Source organism: Runella salmonicolor (genome assembly GCF_024158025.1).
GTDB lineage: Bacteria > Bacteroidota > Bacteroidia > Cytophagales > Spirosomataceae > Runella > Runella salmonicolor.
In genome coordinates this window covers 196,832-212,815 of sequence record NZ_JAMZEL010000005.1, presented here as the reverse complement: position 1 = coordinate 212,815, position 15,984 = coordinate 196,832, and the positions used below count along the sequence as shown (strand labels likewise).

Below are 15,984 nucleotides of genomic sequence, written 5' to 3'. Positions count from 1 at the left end.
TTTGTGTAATTCTTTATGCTCTTCGTGGCGGTCTGCCGCAGCGGTTAAAAAAATCTACTATGTCTTCAACTAACAAAATCCAAACCTCCCAAGACTACTACGAAAGTCTCAAAGGCCGCAAACTGAAAGTGTATTTGTTTGGGGAATTGGTGGAAGAGCCCTCTGAGCATCCCATGATTCGTCCGTCGGTGAATGCTGTGGCCGAAACCTATGATTTGGCGCTTCGGGAACCTGAATTGGCGTCGGTCATTTCGCCTTTTACTGGCGAGCGTATCAATCGTTTTCTACACATTTCGACGAGTGCTCATGACTTGGTCTTACAAAGCAAAATGCAGCGCAAACTCGGGCAAAATACGGGTACGTGCTTTCAGCGTTGCGTGGGGATGGATGCATTCAATGCGCTGTTTTCGACAACGTTTGAAATGGATAAAAAATACAAAACGTTTTATCATGAGCGATTTGTGGCTTTTTTGACCGAAATGCACCGTCGCAATTTTGTCATTGGCGGTGCCATGACCGACGTCAAAGGCGACCGTAGCAAAGCCCCGCACGAGCAAGCTGACCCTGATTTGTTTGTACATATCACCCGCCGTACCTCCGAAGGCGTATACATCACGGGAGCCAAAGCGCACCAAACAGGCTGTCTCAATTCGCATTGGCTACTGGTGATGCCCACCATGCGGTTGGGAGAAAAAGACAAAGATTACGCCATCGTAGGCGCAGTCCCCGTAGATGCGCCTGGCATTACGTACATCTACGGACGGCAATCGTGCGATACGCGCAGCATGGAAGGCGGCAGCATGGATGCAGGAAATGCCAACTTTGGCGGACAGGAAGCGATGGTAATTTTTGAGGATGTATTCATTCCTAATCACCTGATTTTCATGGATGGTGAATACGAATTTGCGTCGATGCTGGTCGAGCGTTTTACGTGCTATCACCGTCGGAGTTATGTTTGCAAAAGCGGCGTGGGCGATGTGTTGATTGGGGCTGCGGCCTCTATCGTGGAAATGAACGGAGCCGAAAAAGCAAGCCACATCAAAGATAAATTGGTGGAAATGACGCACCTCAACGAAACCATTTACGGCACAGGCATTGCGGCGTCGTACCAAGGCTACCCAACCGAATCGGGGGCGTATTTACCCGATGATGTATTGGCCAATGTCTGCAAACATCACGTGACGCGTTTCCCCTACGAAATCAGCCGTTTGGCACAGGATTTGGCAGGTGGGTGGATGGTCACGCTGCCTTCTGAACAGGATTACAACAACCCCGAAACCCACGAACTTCTCAAAAAATACCTCAAAGGCAAACCCAACGTACCGACCGAAGACCGCTTCCGGATGTTTCGCCTCATTGAAAACATGACCTTGGGCCGCAATGCCGTGGGCTACCTCACCGAGTCCATGCACGGGGCCGGTTCGCCCCAAGCCCAGCGGATTCAAATTGCGCGTTTGATGCAGTTGGAATACAAAAAACGTCTGGCCAAAGTGTTGGCGGGGATTGAAGTGGCTGATACAGAGGCGGTGGTGGAAGAGGCGGGGAGTTATTTTGGACGGGTATTTGAGTTGCCTTGAGTTGATATTTTACGGATTATCACTAAAAACAAGGCGACCAAAGTTTGAAGGATGTCATTCGAATGATGCGGGCAAACATAGAACAATCGTATGTTAATAATCACTCCTCAAAAGAAGCGTAAAGCCATGATACCTGATGCAACCAAACCCAGCATGAAGAAGCTCTTCCACCGCATAAATCGCGCTAATTTGCCTATTTGGCAAAAAGACATTAAATTGAAGGCTTGATATTATCAAAGAAAGGAGGCTATTATGACTCATATAATCACCATCGAAACGCATAGCGACAATGATTTTGCTTTGTTAAAGGGATTAGCGCAGCGATTAGGGCTTTCTACTAAGGAAGAGCATAAAGAAATTGGCGGTCTGAGTGAAGCCGAAGAATTAATATTACTGGAGCGCGTTGCAGGAAGCTGGAAAGGTGAAGAAACTGGCGATGAATTAAACGCAATGATTCACAATTCCCGCTATGATAGTCCCCGTGAAATTGAGTTATGAACCAATTCTTACTCGACACTAATATCTGTGTTCATCTACTTAAAAATGAATACGGGATTAAAGAAAAAATTGCCGCAGTAGGTACAAAATCGTGCTTCCTTTCGGAAATTACTATAGCTGAGTTGCTCTACGGAATAGAGAACAGCGCCCCTACCAAACGGAAGGAAAATATCGAATGCTTTGAAAATCTCCGTTCTCTCTTTTTGGGTCGAACACTGCCGATAAGTAACGTACTTTATGAATATGCCAGACAAAAAGCGAGCGTTAGGCGCATAGGTAGGCCAGTAGGCGAATTTGATTTATTGATTGGGGCAACATCTATAGTACACGGCTTAACGCTCGTTACGAGGAATACGAAGGATTTTCAAAACCTCGAACGCATCCAATTGGAAAATTGGATTGATGCTTAATTGTTAACTATTAGGGAAATCAACTCATAGTTTCACTAGATTTCAAATCAAAATTTGTAATGTTATGATTGGTGTTATCGTAGTTATAGTTGTTGGCTTTATATTTTGGCGAATTGATCTCTCCAATTTTAATAATAGCACTTTACATAACTCATGTTACGCATGAGCAAAAAGGCTATTTCATCCCCGATGTTCTTCTCTGTATTTGTGTTCTCAGGTCAACACATTGATAGCCAGTTATTTGTAAATATTAAAAATCAATGAAAATAATCGACTGGGAAAAAAATTTAATCTCTATTGATTTTGATAAACCGCAAGGAAGTTTTCTATTTAAAAACCAAACATATCATTATGGCTATTTTGGGTTTAAATCATCCCAGATGGGGATTTTGATTATTTGGAATGTTTTGACGAAAGAAGCTTTCCGTGTGTCAAGGATGAAGATTCCTGATAATATTGATTTTTATGATTTACATGATGAAGAAACTTGTCGTCAGGTCGTTCCTGAAGACTTAAATTTTTCTTTATAAACTGTAAAAAATGGATAGAATAAAACAGTTTCAGCAGGCAATCATTGAAGTATTAAACGAATACAAAAGTCAATTTCATCAAACAAGTCAGGAGGTTTGGGCAGAGACAGTCATTGATGATACAAACCATCACTATCAGTTTCTCTGGACAGGTTGGCGAGGTGAGCGACATATTTTCAGTGTGGTATTTCACATTGACATTTTGGGAGAGAAAATCCATATTCAACAGGATAATACCGAAATAGGTATTGCTAACCTATTGCTTGAAAAAGGAATCAGCAAGCAGGAAATTGTATTGGCTTATTTCCCCAAAGCACACCGTCCTTATACTGATTTTGCTGTGGCTTGATGGTTCGCTAATCTCATTAGTGATTTGGGTGCTTGTTTGAATTTTCTTGAGATCTATATTTTATGAATGACGCGAATGTCTCGTTCGTGCTATTTGTATTTTAGTCGCTTTCTTTTTCAAAAATGTGTAAAGTGCCTACTTGGTCTAAAACATATATTTTATCTGAGCTGACCTGAATATCTTTTAATAATCCTTTGCGGTCCGGTACTTCGGTGTACCACAATAGTTCGAGGGTATTATAATCCAATACTCCAATATGAGTGGTGGTCATCATGGTGGTATTGGCTGTAAAAAAAAGTTGGTTATCTTGGTACTGCCACATACCTACTTTTAGATTTGGTTCTAACATACTCTCCACCGTTACATTGCGAAGTATTTCCCCTGTTTTTGCATCTATTTCAATGAGCGTACTCGGAGAAGGAACAGAACTGATACTACTTTTAAAACTCAGCAATGTTTGTTTTTCTTCGATGTATTTGACATGCGCATCTGAAAGTCTTAAACCTTCTCCCAAAACCTGCATTACTCGACCCGAATTAGAATCAAGGTGAAGCAGGCTATGACGATTATTTTTATAATCATTTGCCAGCACCCACAAATTATCTTGTACTGCCGCAAGAACAGACCTTATTTCTCCGTACTCGCTCAAATCTACTTCCCATTCGTATTCGCCTGTTAGTAGAGATAGGGATTTTAGGGTAATATCAAATTGATAAATTTCAAAATTTGAATATTTAAAAGCTGGTTCACTTTTTATTTCATTAAGAATACTGCTGGTTTTTAAGTCAAAAACATACTTATGAAATACCCCTCTTGATACCCTTTTAGAAATGATTATTTTACTCTCCCCATATTTTTTTTCACTTAAACTGTAACCTTCTAACAATAAGGAAACTTTGTTATTTACATATATATAAATATCTAAATTCAAAGAACTAAAAATTACAAATTCTTTCAATCCATATGTAAAACAACAAACATTTTCTTCTTTTATTAGAATGTCATCAAAACACAAACTTTTTTGGCGAGAAAGATATAGAAGCTTATCCTTTCTCATTTCAAAGGAATATACATCTCTCTTTTTTTCTTTTAGCTTAAACATATTTATTTAACCTTAATAAAGTTATAAAAAATACTGGAGGTGCTTTCTATAATTTCTTCAAACCGATCTTTGCCTGCAATAGGGTCTGAAATATTAGGAAACAAACTTCCCCTCAACCCAACATTCCCCCAAATAGCATTAAAAACGGCAGTTCCCTGCGTTGTCAATGTTGTTCCGTTATACATCATTTGCTTAAACTTCTCTTTCACTTGACTTTCGGTTACTCCTTTTTTCCCATCAAACCAGTATTCAAGTTGGTTCATAGAGGTAACACGTGCTTGGTCAGAGAGATAGGTTTTAAATTGCGTTACACTTCCCGATGTTCCTGCCACAAAATTTTGGAATGCTTTTCCAGTGAGAGTCCAGCTTTTACATTCAATGATTTTATTACCTTCCTGGAGAATATCGGCATAAGCTGTATTAGTTTCATCTGCATCATTGATTGTTTCTATTTGTATCTCAAACCCGGTAATCGAAGCTACAATGCCGGCATCATGAAGCGTTCGAATCGTAAATGCTGTTGCCGCTACTTAATACGGTTCTCACCACTCCACCATCACCAAACCCACACCCTGCCGAGGCAGCGTGGTTGAAAAAATTAACTGCCCGTCTTTTACGGTTTGGCGCTTGGACTCGCCGTAACGGGCAAGTTGTCCCGCTTTTTCCAGTTCGGTGATTTGTTCCGCCGTGGGATTGGTCGGTGAGCCCATTTTCTTCCACACTTCGTAGCTGTTGCTGTGCTCATTGTCGATGCGGTACTGCGTGATGTTGACTTTTTTAGCCGGAATGTTTTTGAGGGTTAGGTCAATTGTGGCTGCCGTACCTGCGACATCATCGTCGTGGTAATTCCAAAGCATCACGGCTGCCGTGCCTTCGTCTTTGGTGGCCAATCCGCCGGTGTCGGGAGTGGCGCGGCGAATGCTGGAATCTCGTACCGTCAGCGTGGGGTACATCAAGTTTCCTTTGACGTCCACACGTTTGCCGTTCATCATCCCAAACATTCTGAATACGTTCAAAACGGGTTTATCCACGCCGTTGGTGGCCAAATCCCGAAATCCGTAGAACCAAGGCTGGTCTTCAAACTCAAACGACCACGAAACCGCCCCTTTGAAATTGACTTGGTGCAAATCAGCCAAGGCATATTTTCGCGCAAACGAAGCGGCAGTGTAGCTCGAATACATGGTACCGTTGCGGTAGGCATTTTGCGGGTCAGTTTTCATGCCGCAGGCCGCGCAGCCTTCGGGGTCAGACTCTCCGATGATGATGGGCGTATTTTTGAGTTGAGGAAACGAAGCCACAATCTCAAAACCCGACGAAATATCGCGCAACTGCGTTCCCATGTTCATCTGCACGTGCCCGTTCACGAGTTTGGGCGCGCCTTTGGCGTGAAAAGCCACAAAATCCAGGGGCGTACCGATTTTGCCCGTCACGTAGTTGGTGTCTTGGGTGCAGTGTTTTAAAAAAGTTTTGAGAAAATTTCCCCCTCTGCGTCCTGCTGGGCCAGTTACGTGCGGGCCGCCGATTTTGGCTGTGGGCAATGCGCGTCGTACGGCGTCGGCAGAGTAATCGTACAATTTGCAATATTCCTGTACCGTACCACTCCAATAAGGGCTGTCGGGCTCGTTCCACAGTTCCCAATACCAGCTTTCCACTTCTTTTTGCCCATAACGCGCCACCGAATGTTTGACCCACTGATAGACCAATTCGGCCCATTTTTTATAGTCTTTGGGTGGATAAGTCCAGCCCGTATAAATGGTATTGTAAGGTTGTCCGGGCACCCAATTGTGCCGATAGGGTTGCGGTTTGGTCGAAAGGGCCTCTGGCATAAAGCCGATTTGAGCGAGCGGTTTCATGCCGCGCTCGATGTAGGTATCGAATATTTTATCCACAATCGTCCAATCGTATTTTGGATTTCCCTGCGCATCTTCGGTGTAGGCATTGGTTGAACCCCATTTCAGCGCTGGCGTTCCGTCGCCGGTGGTGAGCAGGTTGTGGGCGCGTACGTATACAGGTACGGGGCTGAGGGCGGCGATTTCGGTCAATAATTTTTTGCCGTCTTTCATGTAGGTATAATTCGGCTCGTCGTAGCCAAACCACGCCCAGGCGGGTTGCATGGGGCCGATTTCTTGGCTGAAATCAACCGTGATGGTGGCTTTTTGTCCCCAACCACTTATGCAGCAAAACCACAAAATCAAAATTCTGGCGAAGGGTATGTTTTTCATTTTTTTAGTATTACTAAAAGGAGAACGTAATGACGGTTCAAGTAAGCCTTTTTGTGACTTTATTTATTAATAAGCAGGATTGAATAAACTTTACTTCCTGAATTTTGTTTTTCCAAGAAAAGAAGGCAACAAGCGGCCTCTTTTTTGACTATTTTTGCGAAAATTTACACTCACATACCGCTCTGATAAATCGGATGAAAATCAGTCTTCACCAACAAGAATCCTTCGAGCGCCGTCACCACGGCCAAAGTCCCAAAGATTTACAGGAAATGCTGAAAACGGTCGGCGTAGCTACGCTCGACGAGTTGATAGAGCAAACAGTGCCGGCGGCTATCCGTCTGGCCCAACCGTTAAACTTACCCGCACCGAAGTCAGAATCTGACTTTTTGAACGATTTGAAAAAAGTAGCGCGTCAAAACCGCATTTTTCAATCTTACATCGGAACAGGTTATTATGATACCAATGTACCCAATGTGATTTTACGGAATATTCTGGAAAATCCCGCTTGGTACACGGCGTATACACCTTACCAAGCCGAAATTGCGCAGGGACGTCTTGAGATGTTGCTCAATTTCCAAACGGCGGTCATTGACCTGACGGGCATGGAAATCGCCAACGCCTCGTTGTTGGATGAAGCCACCGCCGCCGCCGAAGCCATGACGATGCTCCACAGCCTTCGCCCGGCGGCCAAGAAAAAAGCGGAAACGTTCTTTGTGTCGGACCGTTGCCATCCCCAAACCATTGATTTGATCTATACCCGTGCTACTCCATTGAATATCAACGTAGTAGTGGGCGACCATACCAAGGTAGATTTGACCGACCCTGCCATTTATGGCGTGTTGGTGCAATATCCTGCTACCGACGGTGAAGTCATTGATTATACCGATTTTATCGCTGCTGCGCACGAACTGAATATTTTTGTGGCCGTTGCCGCTGATTTATTAAGCCTTACTTTGCTGAAAGCCCCCGGTGAAATGGGCGCCGATGTAGTCGTAGGTTCGGCCCAGCGTTTGGGTGTTCCGATGGGCTACGGTGGCCCTCACGCGGCATTTTTCGCCACAAAAGATGCCTTTAAGCGTCAGATTCCAGGCCGTATTATTGGTGTGTCTATTGATGCCGAAGGAAATCGGGCGCTACGTATGGCGCTCCAAACGCGCGAGCAACACATTCGTCGCGAAAAAGCGACTTCCAATATTTGCACCGCTCAGGTGTTACTTTCGGTCATGGCGGCGGCATACGCTGTCTATCACGGACCCGAAGGTTTGAAAGCGATTGCTTCCAAAATTCACGGATTGACCAAAGCATTTGCCGATTCGGTCTCGCACATGGGCTATGAAGTGTTGACTCAAAACTATTTTGATACCGTTACGGTAAAGGTGCACAATGCCGATAACTTGCGCGAAGAAGCCGAAAAACGTTGGATTAACTTACGTTACAGCGCCAATGGGCACGTAGGTGTTTCGTTTGACGAAGTAAAGTCATTTAGTGATTTGATTGCTATCTTGGATTTGTTCGCCACGGCTTCAGGCGAAGGCGTTGAGATGACGGTTCCGAGCGAAGTGGACGTAACTTTCCCCGAGAATTTGGCCCGTCAGTCGGATTATTTGACGCATCCCGTATTCGGCACGTACCATACCGAGCACGATATGCTTCGTTATTTGAAGTCGTTGGAAAGCAAAGATTTATCGTTGGTTCATTCCATGATTTCGTTGGGAAGTTGTACAATGAAGCTCAACGCTACGGCCGAGATGATTCCCGTTACGTGGCCTGAGTTCGGTAAGATGCACCCTTTTGCCCCCGTAAATCAAACGGCAGGTTATCAATTGTTGTTCAAACATTTGAACGATTGGCTGTGCGAAATTACGGGCTTCGCGGCCATGTCGCTGCAACCCAACTCGGGTGCGCAGGGCGAGTACGCGGGCTTGATGGTGATTCGGGCGTACCACGAGGCGCGCGGCGACAGCCACCGCAACGTGGCCTTGATTCCGTCGTCGGCGCACGGCACCAACCCAGCTTCGGCCGTGATGGCAGGTATGAAAGTGGTGGTGACCAAATGCGACGAACGCGGAAACATCGACGTAGCTGACCTCAAAGCCAAAGCCGAGCAGTACAGCAACGAGTTGGCGTGTTTGATGGTGACTTATCCTTCGACTCACGGCGTTTTTGAAGAAAGTATCATTGAAATTTGCCAAGTTATCCACAATCACGGTGGACAAGTATACATGGACGGGGCAAACATGAACGCGCAGGTAGGCTTGACCAGCCCCGCCACGATTGGTGCGGACGTTTGTCACCTCAACTTGCACAAAACATTCTGTATTCCTCACGGTGGCGGTGGCCCGGGTATGGGGCCCATCGGCGTAGCCGCGCACTTGGTGCAGCATTTGCCAAGCCACGTTACCCTCACCGACGGAAAAGCGGCGGGGGCGGTTTCGGCGGCACCTTATGGTTCTGCCAGCATCCTGACCATTTCGCACGCTTACATTGCCATGATGGGAGGAGAAGGGTTGACCAATGCCACCAAAATGGCGATTTTGAACGCCAACTACATCAAGCAACGCTTGGCGGGAGACGGTCAATTTGAAATCCTGTACACGGGAGCAAACAATCGTTGTGCGCACGAAATGATTGTGGACTGTCGGCCGTTCAAAGCGTCGGGTATTGAAGCCGAAGATTTGGCCAAGCGCTTGATGGACTATGGATTCCACGCGCCCACTTTGTCGTTCCCGGTAGCGGGTACGCTGATGATTGAACCAACAGAATCGGAGTCAAAAGCAGAACTAGACCGTTTTTGCGATGCACTGTTAAGCATCCGTGCCGAAATCCGCGAAGTGGAAGAAGGTATTGCCGATAAAGCCGATAACGTTCTGAAAAATGCCCCTCACACGGCACGCGTGGTATTGACCGAAAATTGGGAGCGCCCTTACACTCGCGAGAGAGCGGCTTTCCCGTTACCTCATTTGCGTTTCAATAAGTTTTGGCCAAGCGTAAGCCGCATCGATTCGGCCTATGGTGACCGTCACTTGGTGTGCGCATGTGTGCCAGTTGAAGAATACGCGCAGGCAGAAGCATAATCAATTAAACCAGATTTTTGGTTGTTGATAACTGACACCAATTAATAAATCCCTCGGTTGCTTTGGCGGTCGGGGGATTTTTATTGAAAATGACAAAAAGCATTTTTTGGGGATGTTGTTGGTCATAAAGCATTTGGCGGGAAATGGTGAATATTGAACATCACAAAAAACAATTTCCCAATGAAAAGAAGAGAACCAGTTTCGCACATCATGACCAAAAACGTGTTTACCGTAAAAGTAACCGACGATTTACACGAAGTAATTGAATTAGTTAAAAAGAATCACATTCGTCACTTGCCCGTTTTGGACGGGACAGAAGTGGTAGGAATCATAAGTAGCACGGACATTAATCGGCTAACATTCAGTTCGTTGTTTGAGAATCAGGAGGGAGCCGACGAGGCCATTTTAGAAATGCTTTCCATTCAACAAGTGATGACCCAAAAGCCGCGTACGGTAGAGGCTTCTCTGAGCATCAGAGAAGTGGCCGAAATCCTTACGACCGAAGAATACCACGCTCTACCAGTGGTTGAAAATGGTCATTTGGCGGGCATCGTGACCACCACCGACGTGATAAAATATATGCTGGAACAATACTAGCTTTTAAAACAATCTACCAAACGGCGTGGTTTGTAGCAATACAAATACGCCGTTTTTTTTATGCATACTCCTCTTACGCTTTTTTGGTTTCGTCGCGATTTGCGCTTACACGACAATGCAGGATTGTATCACGCGCTCAAGTCAGGCAATCCAGTTTTGCCCGTGTTTATTTTTGATACCGAGATTTTGGACCAATTGGAGGACAAAAAAGACCGTCGGGTAGAGTTTATTCATCTGGCCATTCATGAACTTCAAACGCAATTAACGCAACTCGGCAGTACACTCATTGTCAAATACGGCAAGCCCTCAGAAGTATGGCAGCAGCTTTCGGACGAATACGACATCGCTGAAGTGCATACCAATCACGATTACGAACCCTACGCCCTTGCCCGCGACAAAGCCATCGGTGAGTTTTTGAACAGTCGAGGGACGGCTTTTTATACCCACAAAGACCAGTGTATATTTGAAAAAAGTGAAGTGCTAAGCGGCGCGGGAACGCCTTATACTGTTTTTACGCCTTACAGTCGCAAGTGGAAAGAAACCGTCAACGATTTTTATCTGCGCTCTTACCCGACGGAGGCGTATTTTGATGCTTTTCTGAAGACGCAGCCGTTGGAAATTCCGTCGCTCCAACGCATGGGATTTGAGGCAGTAGGCCAGCCGTTTCCGGGGAAAGAAGTCCGAAAAGAACTCATTGAAAACTACAAAGAACGTCGGGATATACCGTCGATTCAGGGCATTTCGCGGTTGAGTGTACACTTGCGGTTTGGCACTATTTCGATTCGAGAATTGGCCCGTAAAGCCCAAACGTTGAACGAAACCTTTCTGAACGAACTGATTTGGCGGGATTTTTACATGCAGATTCTCTGGCATTTTCCGCACGTAGGGCAGGGCAGAGCCTTCCGGCCCGAGTACGATAAAATTGAATGGCGACACGATGATGCCCAATTTCAGGCGTGGTGCGAAGGCCGTACGGGCTACCCGATTGTGGATGCCGGAATGCGTGAACTCAACGCCACTGGTTTTATGCACAACCGCGTCCGGATGGTGGTGGCGAGTTTTCTGACCAAACATCTGCTCATTGACTGGCGTTGGGGCGAAGCCTATTTTGCCCAAAAACTATTGGATTATGATTTATCGGCCAACAACGGTGGCTGGCAGTGGGCGTCGGGCTCTGGAACGGATGCAGCGCCTTATTTTCGGATTTTTAATCCCACTTCTCAAACCCAAAAGTTTGACCCACAGCTTGTTTACATTAAAAAATGGGTTCCTGAAATCAATAGTTTTGAGTATCCGCAGCCCATCGTTGACCACGCTTTTGCGCGGGAGCGGTGTTTGAAAGTGTATCAGAAGGGGTTGAAAGGAATATAATTGTTTTTGTCACTTCAACAGCCGCGCTTCCAATTCTCCTTTATAACTCCCCGCCAGCGGAATGGTGACATTGCCTACTGTTACCTGATGGCGTTCCATTTTCTGAATGGCGTTGAGCGCCACCAAATACGATTTATGAATGCGCAAAAAGCGGTCGGGCGGCAGCTGGGCCAGCATTTCATTGAGCGTCATGCGGGTCGTAACCTTGCGGGTGCGTTCGTGGATAAACAGCAGGTTGGTGTCTGACTGAATATACAGGATTTCGTCCACATTGACCCTGACCCAATCGTAGCCGTCTTTGACAAAGATACCCGACGACTCACCCGTTTTTTTGGAGTGTTGTCCCAGTGCGCGGTTGCAAGCCTGCAAAAAGCGCCCGAACTCGACGGGTTTGAGCAGATAATCTAGGGCGTGCAATGCAAAACCTTCCACGGCATAATCAGGATATGCTGTCACAAAAATGATGTGTGTTTTAGTATTATTGAGCAATCGGGCAAAGTCTGTTCCGAGCATATCGGGCATTTGTACGTCCAAAAACAAAACATCAACGGTATTTTGGCCCAGAAATGCCAAAGCATCTGCCGTACTTACAAACGTGTGTGTGAGGCTGATAAAGGGTACTTTTTCGGCGTGCCGGCGCAAGATTTCGAGGGCAGCGGGTTCATCATCAAGGGCAATGGCAATCATCGTTTCAAAATCAGTAAAGATCCACTTGTAAATGTATTTCAAAAACGCTGTTTTCTTCTTTTATCTTCAGCGTATGTCGGTGGGCATACAGTAATTTCAGGCGTTGTTGTACATTGGCGATGCCCACGCCGTGGCCTTTGCGATGGGCTTCCTTTGCTATTGTGCTATTTTGAAGATAGAAATCAAGGGTCTGATTTTCAACGTATAGCTTCATACGAATAAAACATGGGTGCTCCATGCTGATGCCGTACTGAAACGCGTTTTCCACAAAGGGAATCAACAGCAACGGGGCGATTTGGGCAGGCTGGCCGTCGTAGTCAATGCGGATGTCTAAGCGAATGCTGTCACGGTGGGGCAATCGGGCGCGTTGCAGAGTGAGGTATTTGTCCAAAAAAGCCAACTCACTTTCAATACTGATATACGGTTTGGCTGATTCCTGCAAGGTAAAGCGCATGATACCCGCCAATTGTTGTACCAAATCAGCAACGGTGTCGTTGTTGGCTCCGGCGGCTTCATTGTAGATCGTATTGAGGGTATTAAACAAAAAATGGGGGTTGATCTGCGATTTCAGCGCGGTCAGTTCGGCTTCCGTTTTTTGTTGCTGCAACACCAACTGCTCCCGACGTGCCCGAAAAGCATCGGCGATGTAGCCAAAACCGATGATGATTCCCATCAGAACCAGCGTGACAAGGCTGTTTTCGTCCACAAATTCGAGCTCTCTGTCTTGACGGAACTGCAGTAGTTCAAACACCAACCACGTGAGGGCCACTATCCACGTCCAATACCACCAACGTTTTTCGGAGGCTAAAAACCACCACCGAAAAGGACCGCGATAATTGAGCCAGCCTATTGTCCAAACTCCCGCGACCAACAGTACATAGCTCGCCAAAAACTTACCGAATCCGCTCAGGCTTTCTCCATCATTGCTGAATTGCGTTTTTAGGCTTACGTACAGCAAAAACCCAAGGTAACCGCTGAACGTAACCGTCAACAACAGGAACACTAAGCGGCTGTAAGGGAAGGGTTTCATTCGATTTTTTTGAGGGCGGTTTCGTCTGGTTTCAATTTGGTCATTTCTTTGGCCGCTTGGTCACTGGCGGTACGTTTAAAATAGAGGGCATTGCTCAGGTAATCATAATCGACAATGCCTTTCAAAAAAAGCGTTTCGTTGGCATTAACGGTAAATATCATGCTTTTCTTTTCGGTAATAAAGTCGCCTTCGGTCTCTATCCTAATTTTCCCCGCAGGGACTTCCAGCCGAAAGTATTCGTTATTGCTGAACCGTTGCGTAACCACCTGACTGTTTATTTTCACCGTAAAGTCTGAGCCAAAATAATCTTTTCTTCGGTACAGTACCACTGAGGCCCGTTCGGCGGAGGGCGGCTCCTCTCCAAAACCAGGAAAGTAAAGCCAAAGCAGCATAATTGTTCGGAGTTTCATGGCTGTATATCAGACTTTTGACTTCCGTTTATGGCTTTTGCTGATGACGAAGATGCTTTGGATAAATACCTGATGTATGCGGTCAACGGGAGCGTTGGAAAGGAGGATATTATTGTCTGTTTTCCAGGGTACGGTGTTTATTCCCAAGCGGTAGCCTATCCGAAAGACCGAGTTTAGGCTGACGGGGCGAGTGGGCCGGATGGTTCGCTCCAGTGAAAGTTCAAAAAAGGTGTTTCGGTGTACTAACGCGGGCGATTGCCCAACGATGGGTGTGGAAAGGAGATTATTAAAGGCCAGTGTTTGGGAAGCATCGGTTGTATATACGCTGGCGGTGGATTCAACCCTGCCTACCCCTATGTTGATAAAATACTGCCGGTTTCGCTCAAAAAAAACGGCATAGCCAGCATTCAACAAGTACGCAATATAACTCCCAGTGACTTTGGTTTGTTTTTTTGTATCGCTTCCTGGTAGCCCATAGATGGCTTCTATCCCAAACTTATAACGACCTCCCTGCAAAGCACCGCCGTAGGAAGCGATGGTGTTGAATTGGACGGCTGAGTACCCAACCCCCTGACTTTTAAATGCCTGCCTCAGGTGTGGATAATGCGTTATGTTAAAATTGACGAACGGCGCTCCGATGTAAATATGTGAATGCCATTTAAACTCATCAGGATCGGGAATGGCCACAGAATCCTGTTGGGCGTTGCTTTTGATAAACGTGCTAAAAACAATCAGGGGGAATAGACAAAATAATTTCATAAAAGTTGTACTGGTTATCTTTCAAAGGATTGTAGAAATTTTTCAGGGCTGTTAACAGGCGTGCCAGTTAGACGATACAAATCAACCTACTGATGGATGCTTTAGCAAAGGTTTGTGGCCAAAGCAGCGGAGTTTGTGGGCAAACTCAATAACTTTGAGGTGAAAAGGTTGTTTTACAGTAACTTTGAATAAATAAGCACTGCTTCAACCCTTAGCCTAAGATGAACGATGAGCGCTTTTAAAAAACTCGGTTTTTTGTCTATTTACCTCATGATACTGCTGTCAAACGGTGTATTCATTCTCACCCACGGACAATTTACGTGGACGGGCGTGCTGTTTGCTTACGGTTTGGTGCCGTTGGTGGATGCTCTCATGGGGAAAGACAAAAACAACGCTGGTAAAGAAGACATGGAACAACTAATGTACGACCGTTTTTTTGATGGGGTGGTGTTTTCGTTGGTGTATGTACATCTGATTCAATTGGTTTTGGCAGTATTTGCTATTCTGACCTATGAAATGACGTTTTTTCAGTGGATAGGCTATGTGCTATCGCTGGGGATTTTTGCGGGAACCATGATCAACGTAGCGCATGAGTTGGGGCATCGAACCAGCAAAACGGCACAGTTTCACGCCAAATTTACCTTAATGACGGTGTGCTACATGCACTTTTTCATTGAGCACAATCGCGGTCACCACGTGTGGGTAGCTACCCCGCACGACCCTGCTACGGCCCGCAAAGGGCAATCGTTGTATGCGTTTTGGTGGCAGAGCGTGACGGGAAGTTTTCGGAGTGCGTTGGCGATCGAGAAACGATTGCTGAAAAAAGCTAATCTTCCTTTTTGGAGTGTCAAAAACAACATGATTTGGGCGGTACTGTGTCCCTTGCTGTTTTGCGGTATATTGACCGCCCTGGGCAGTTGGAAAGTGGGGCGTTTCGCTTGGGAAGTGATTCCGTTCCTTTGGGGGCAGAGTTTGGTGGCGGTATTGCTGCTGGAAAGTGTTAATTACATTGAGCATTACGGCATTGTGCGTCGGGAAATGGCCCCGGGCAAATACGAGCGTGTCAATCCACTCCATTCCTGGAATGCCAATCATTTGTTTAGTAATCTTGTATTATTTCAACTTCAGCGGCACTCCGACCACCACGCCTACGCCTCGCGGCCGTATCAGGTGTTGCGGCATTTTGACGAAAGTCCGCAGTTGCCTTTCGGCTATCCGCTCATGATTTTGATGGCGAGCGTGCCGCCACTGTGGTTTTCGGTCATGGATAAGCGTTTGGAGCAATGGCAGGGCTATGCTTATGATTCGCAGTACATTGCGCAGGTGGTGCGGGAGATGGCAGAGAGCCGATAAAAAAGGTCGATTTTA

At 46.0% G+C, this 15,984-nt stretch carries 16 protein-coding genes; 9 read left to right on the top strand and 7 right to left on the bottom strand.

What is annotated here, in order from left to right; genetic code table 11:
- Positions 1–59 precede the first annotated feature (59 nt).
- The 5 genes from NCI00_RS14330 to NCI00_RS14310 all read left to right on the top strand — a co-directional run bounded on the left by NCI00_RS14330 (position 60) and on the right by NCI00_RS14310 (position 3,364).
- Entirely contained in the window at positions 60–1,577 is a 1,518-nt protein-coding gene (locus tag NCI00_RS14330; RefSeq protein ID WP_253528644.1) for a 4-hydroxyphenylacetate 3-hydroxylase family protein, read from the top strand.
- Between the two features lie 252 nt (positions 1,578–1,829).
- A complete protein-coding gene (locus NCI00_RS14325) occupies positions 1,830–2,075 on the top strand; it encodes a hypothetical protein (RefSeq protein WP_253528643.1) in 246 nt (81 codons plus the stop codon).
- Positions 2,072–2,485: a PIN domain-containing protein gene (locus NCI00_RS14320; RefSeq protein WP_253528642.1), complete on the top strand. Its 414-nt coding sequence runs from the start codon at positions 2,072–2,074 to the stop codon at positions 2,483–2,485. The genes NCI00_RS14325 and NCI00_RS14320 overlap by 4 nt, the downstream gene beginning before the upstream one ends.
- A gap of 260 nt (positions 2,486–2,745) precedes the next feature.
- Positions 2,746–3,015, top strand: coding sequence for a hypothetical protein (locus NCI00_RS14315; protein WP_253528641.1), 270 nt, complete (start codon positions 2,746–2,748; stop codon positions 3,013–3,015).
- A gap of 10 nt (positions 3,016–3,025) precedes the next feature.
- Positions 3,026–3,364: a XisI protein gene (locus NCI00_RS14310; protein ID WP_253528640.1), complete on the top strand. Its 339-nt coding sequence runs from the start codon at positions 3,026–3,028 to the stop codon at positions 3,362–3,364.
- Between the two features lie 100 nt (positions 3,365–3,464).
- Here NCI00_RS14310 and NCI00_RS14305 read toward each other — a convergent pair whose 3' ends face one another.
- From NCI00_RS14305 to NCI00_RS14295, 3 genes are all read right to left on the bottom strand, one after another.
- Positions 3,465–4,466 (bottom strand): hypothetical protein, encoded by a 1,002-nt coding sequence (locus tag NCI00_RS14305; RefSeq protein ID WP_253528639.1) that lies wholly within the window; start codon positions 4,464–4,466, stop codon positions 3,465–3,467.
- Between the two features lie 2 nt (positions 4,467–4,468).
- Positions 4,469–4,798 (bottom strand): hypothetical protein, encoded by a 330-nt coding sequence (locus NCI00_RS14300; protein ID WP_253528638.1) that lies wholly within the window; start codon positions 4,796–4,798, stop codon positions 4,469–4,471.
- A gap of 210 nt (positions 4,799–5,008) precedes the next feature.
- A complete protein-coding gene (locus NCI00_RS14295; RefSeq protein WP_253528637.1) occupies positions 5,009–6,688 on the bottom strand; it encodes a GH39 family glycosyl hydrolase in 1,680 nt (559 codons plus the stop codon).
- A gap of 194 nt (positions 6,689–6,882) precedes the next feature.
- Here NCI00_RS14295 and gcvP point away from each other — a divergent pair, with 194 nt between their 5' ends.
- From gcvP to NCI00_RS14280, 3 genes are all read left to right on the top strand, one after another.
- Positions 6,883–9,762 carry an aminomethyl-transferring glycine dehydrogenase gene (gcvP, locus tag NCI00_RS14290; RefSeq protein WP_253528636.1) on the top strand — a complete coding sequence of 960 codons (2,880 nt, stop codon included), beginning with the start codon at positions 6,883–6,885 and terminating at the stop codon, positions 9,760–9,762.
- 180 nt (positions 9,763–9,942) lie between these two features.
- Positions 9,943–10,359, top strand: a complete 417-nt coding sequence (locus NCI00_RS14285) for a CBS domain-containing protein (RefSeq protein ID WP_114463424.1) — start codon at positions 9,943–9,945, stop codon at positions 10,357–10,359.
- Between the two features lie 60 nt (positions 10,360–10,419).
- Complete coding sequence (locus tag NCI00_RS14280) at positions 10,420–11,730, top strand: cryptochrome/photolyase family protein (RefSeq protein ID WP_253528634.1); 1,311 nt, start codon at positions 10,420–10,422, stop codon at positions 11,728–11,730.
- A 9-nt stretch (positions 11,731–11,739) separates the two neighbouring features.
- Here NCI00_RS14280 and NCI00_RS14275 read toward each other — a convergent pair whose 3' ends face one another.
- Genes NCI00_RS14275 through NCI00_RS14260 form a run of 4 tightly spaced genes read right to left on the bottom strand, consistent with a single transcriptional unit; the run spans position 11,740 to position 14,616 of the window.
- On the bottom strand, positions 11,740–12,417 hold the full coding sequence (locus NCI00_RS14275) for a LytR/AlgR family response regulator transcription factor (RefSeq protein WP_166556542.1): 678 nt from the start codon (positions 12,415–12,417) through the stop codon (positions 11,740–11,742).
- A gap of 10 nt (positions 12,418–12,427) precedes the next feature.
- Positions 12,428–13,447, bottom strand: coding sequence for a sensor histidine kinase (locus NCI00_RS14270; RefSeq protein ID WP_253528632.1), 1,020 nt, complete (start codon positions 13,445–13,447; stop codon positions 12,428–12,430).
- The gene (locus tag NCI00_RS14265; protein WP_253528631.1) at positions 13,444–13,857 is read right to left on the bottom strand and encodes a DUF2846 domain-containing protein; all 414 of its coding nucleotides are present in this window, start codon (positions 13,855–13,857) and stop codon (positions 13,444–13,446) included. Before NCI00_RS14265 ends, NCI00_RS14270 begins: the two co-directional genes overlap by 4 nt.
- 9 nt (positions 13,858–13,866) lie before the next feature.
- Positions 13,867–14,616 carry a hypothetical protein gene (locus NCI00_RS14260; RefSeq protein WP_253528630.1) on the bottom strand — a complete coding sequence of 250 codons (750 nt, stop codon included), beginning with the start codon at positions 14,614–14,616 and terminating at the stop codon, positions 13,867–13,869.
- Between the two features lie 228 nt (positions 14,617–14,844).
- On the opposite strand from NCI00_RS14260, the gene NCI00_RS14255 reads away from it, so the two are divergent.
- Positions 14,845–15,969: an alkane 1-monooxygenase gene (locus tag NCI00_RS14255; protein WP_253528629.1), complete on the top strand. Its 1,125-nt coding sequence runs from the start codon at positions 14,845–14,847 to the stop codon at positions 15,967–15,969.
- The last annotated feature ends 15 nt before the right edge of the window (positions 15,970–15,984 follow it).

Excerpts from the sequence above, each read along its gene's own strand:
- NCI00_RS14330 (WP_253528644.1), top strand. The coding sequence starts at position 60 with ATGTCTTCAACTAACAAAATCCAAACCTCCCAAGACTACTACGAAAGT.
- NCI00_RS14285 (WP_114463424.1), top strand. The coding sequence starts at position 9,943 with ATGAAAAGAAGAGAACCAGTTTCGCACATCATGACCAAAAACGTGTTT.
- NCI00_RS14255 (WP_253528629.1), top strand. The coding sequence starts at position 14,845 with ATGAGCGCTTTTAAAAAACTCGGTTTTTTGTCTATTTACCTCATGATA.
- NCI00_RS14320 (WP_253528642.1), top strand. The coding sequence starts at position 2,072 with ATGAACCAATTCTTACTCGACACTAATATCTGTGTTCATCTACTTAAA.
- NCI00_RS14270 (WP_253528632.1), bottom strand. The coding sequence starts at position 13,447 with ATGAAACCCTTCCCTTACAGCCGCTTAGTGTTCCTGTTGTTGACGGTT.
- NCI00_RS14315 (WP_253528641.1), top strand. The coding sequence starts at position 2,746 with ATGAAAATAATCGACTGGGAAAAAAATTTAATCTCTATTGATTTTGAT.
- NCI00_RS14280 (WP_253528634.1), top strand. The coding sequence starts at position 10,420 with ATGCATACTCCTCTTACGCTTTTTTGGTTTCGTCGCGATTTGCGCTTA.
- gcvP (WP_253528636.1), top strand. The coding sequence starts at position 6,883 with ATGAAAATCAGTCTTCACCAACAAGAATCCTTCGAGCGCCGTCACCAC.
- NCI00_RS14295 (WP_253528637.1), bottom strand. The coding sequence starts at position 6,688 with ATGAAAAACATACCCTTCGCCAGAATTTTGATTTTGTGGTTTTGCTGC.
- NCI00_RS14305 (WP_253528639.1), bottom strand. The coding sequence starts at position 4,466 with ATGTTTAAGCTAAAAGAAAAAAAGAGAGATGTATATTCCTTTGAAATG.
- NCI00_RS14260 (WP_253528630.1), bottom strand. The coding sequence starts at position 14,616 with ATGAAATTATTTTGTCTATTCCCCCTGATTGTTTTTAGCACGTTTATC.
- NCI00_RS14275 (WP_166556542.1), bottom strand. The coding sequence starts at position 12,417 with ATGATTGCCATTGCCCTTGATGATGAACCCGCTGCCCTCGAAATCTTG.
- NCI00_RS14325 (WP_253528643.1), top strand. The coding sequence starts at position 1,830 with ATGACTCATATAATCACCATCGAAACGCATAGCGACAATGATTTTGCT.
- NCI00_RS14310 (WP_253528640.1), top strand. The coding sequence starts at position 3,026 with ATGGATAGAATAAAACAGTTTCAGCAGGCAATCATTGAAGTATTAAAC.
- NCI00_RS14265 (WP_253528631.1), bottom strand. The coding sequence starts at position 13,857 with ATGAAACTCCGAACAATTATGCTGCTTTGGCTTTACTTTCCTGGTTTT.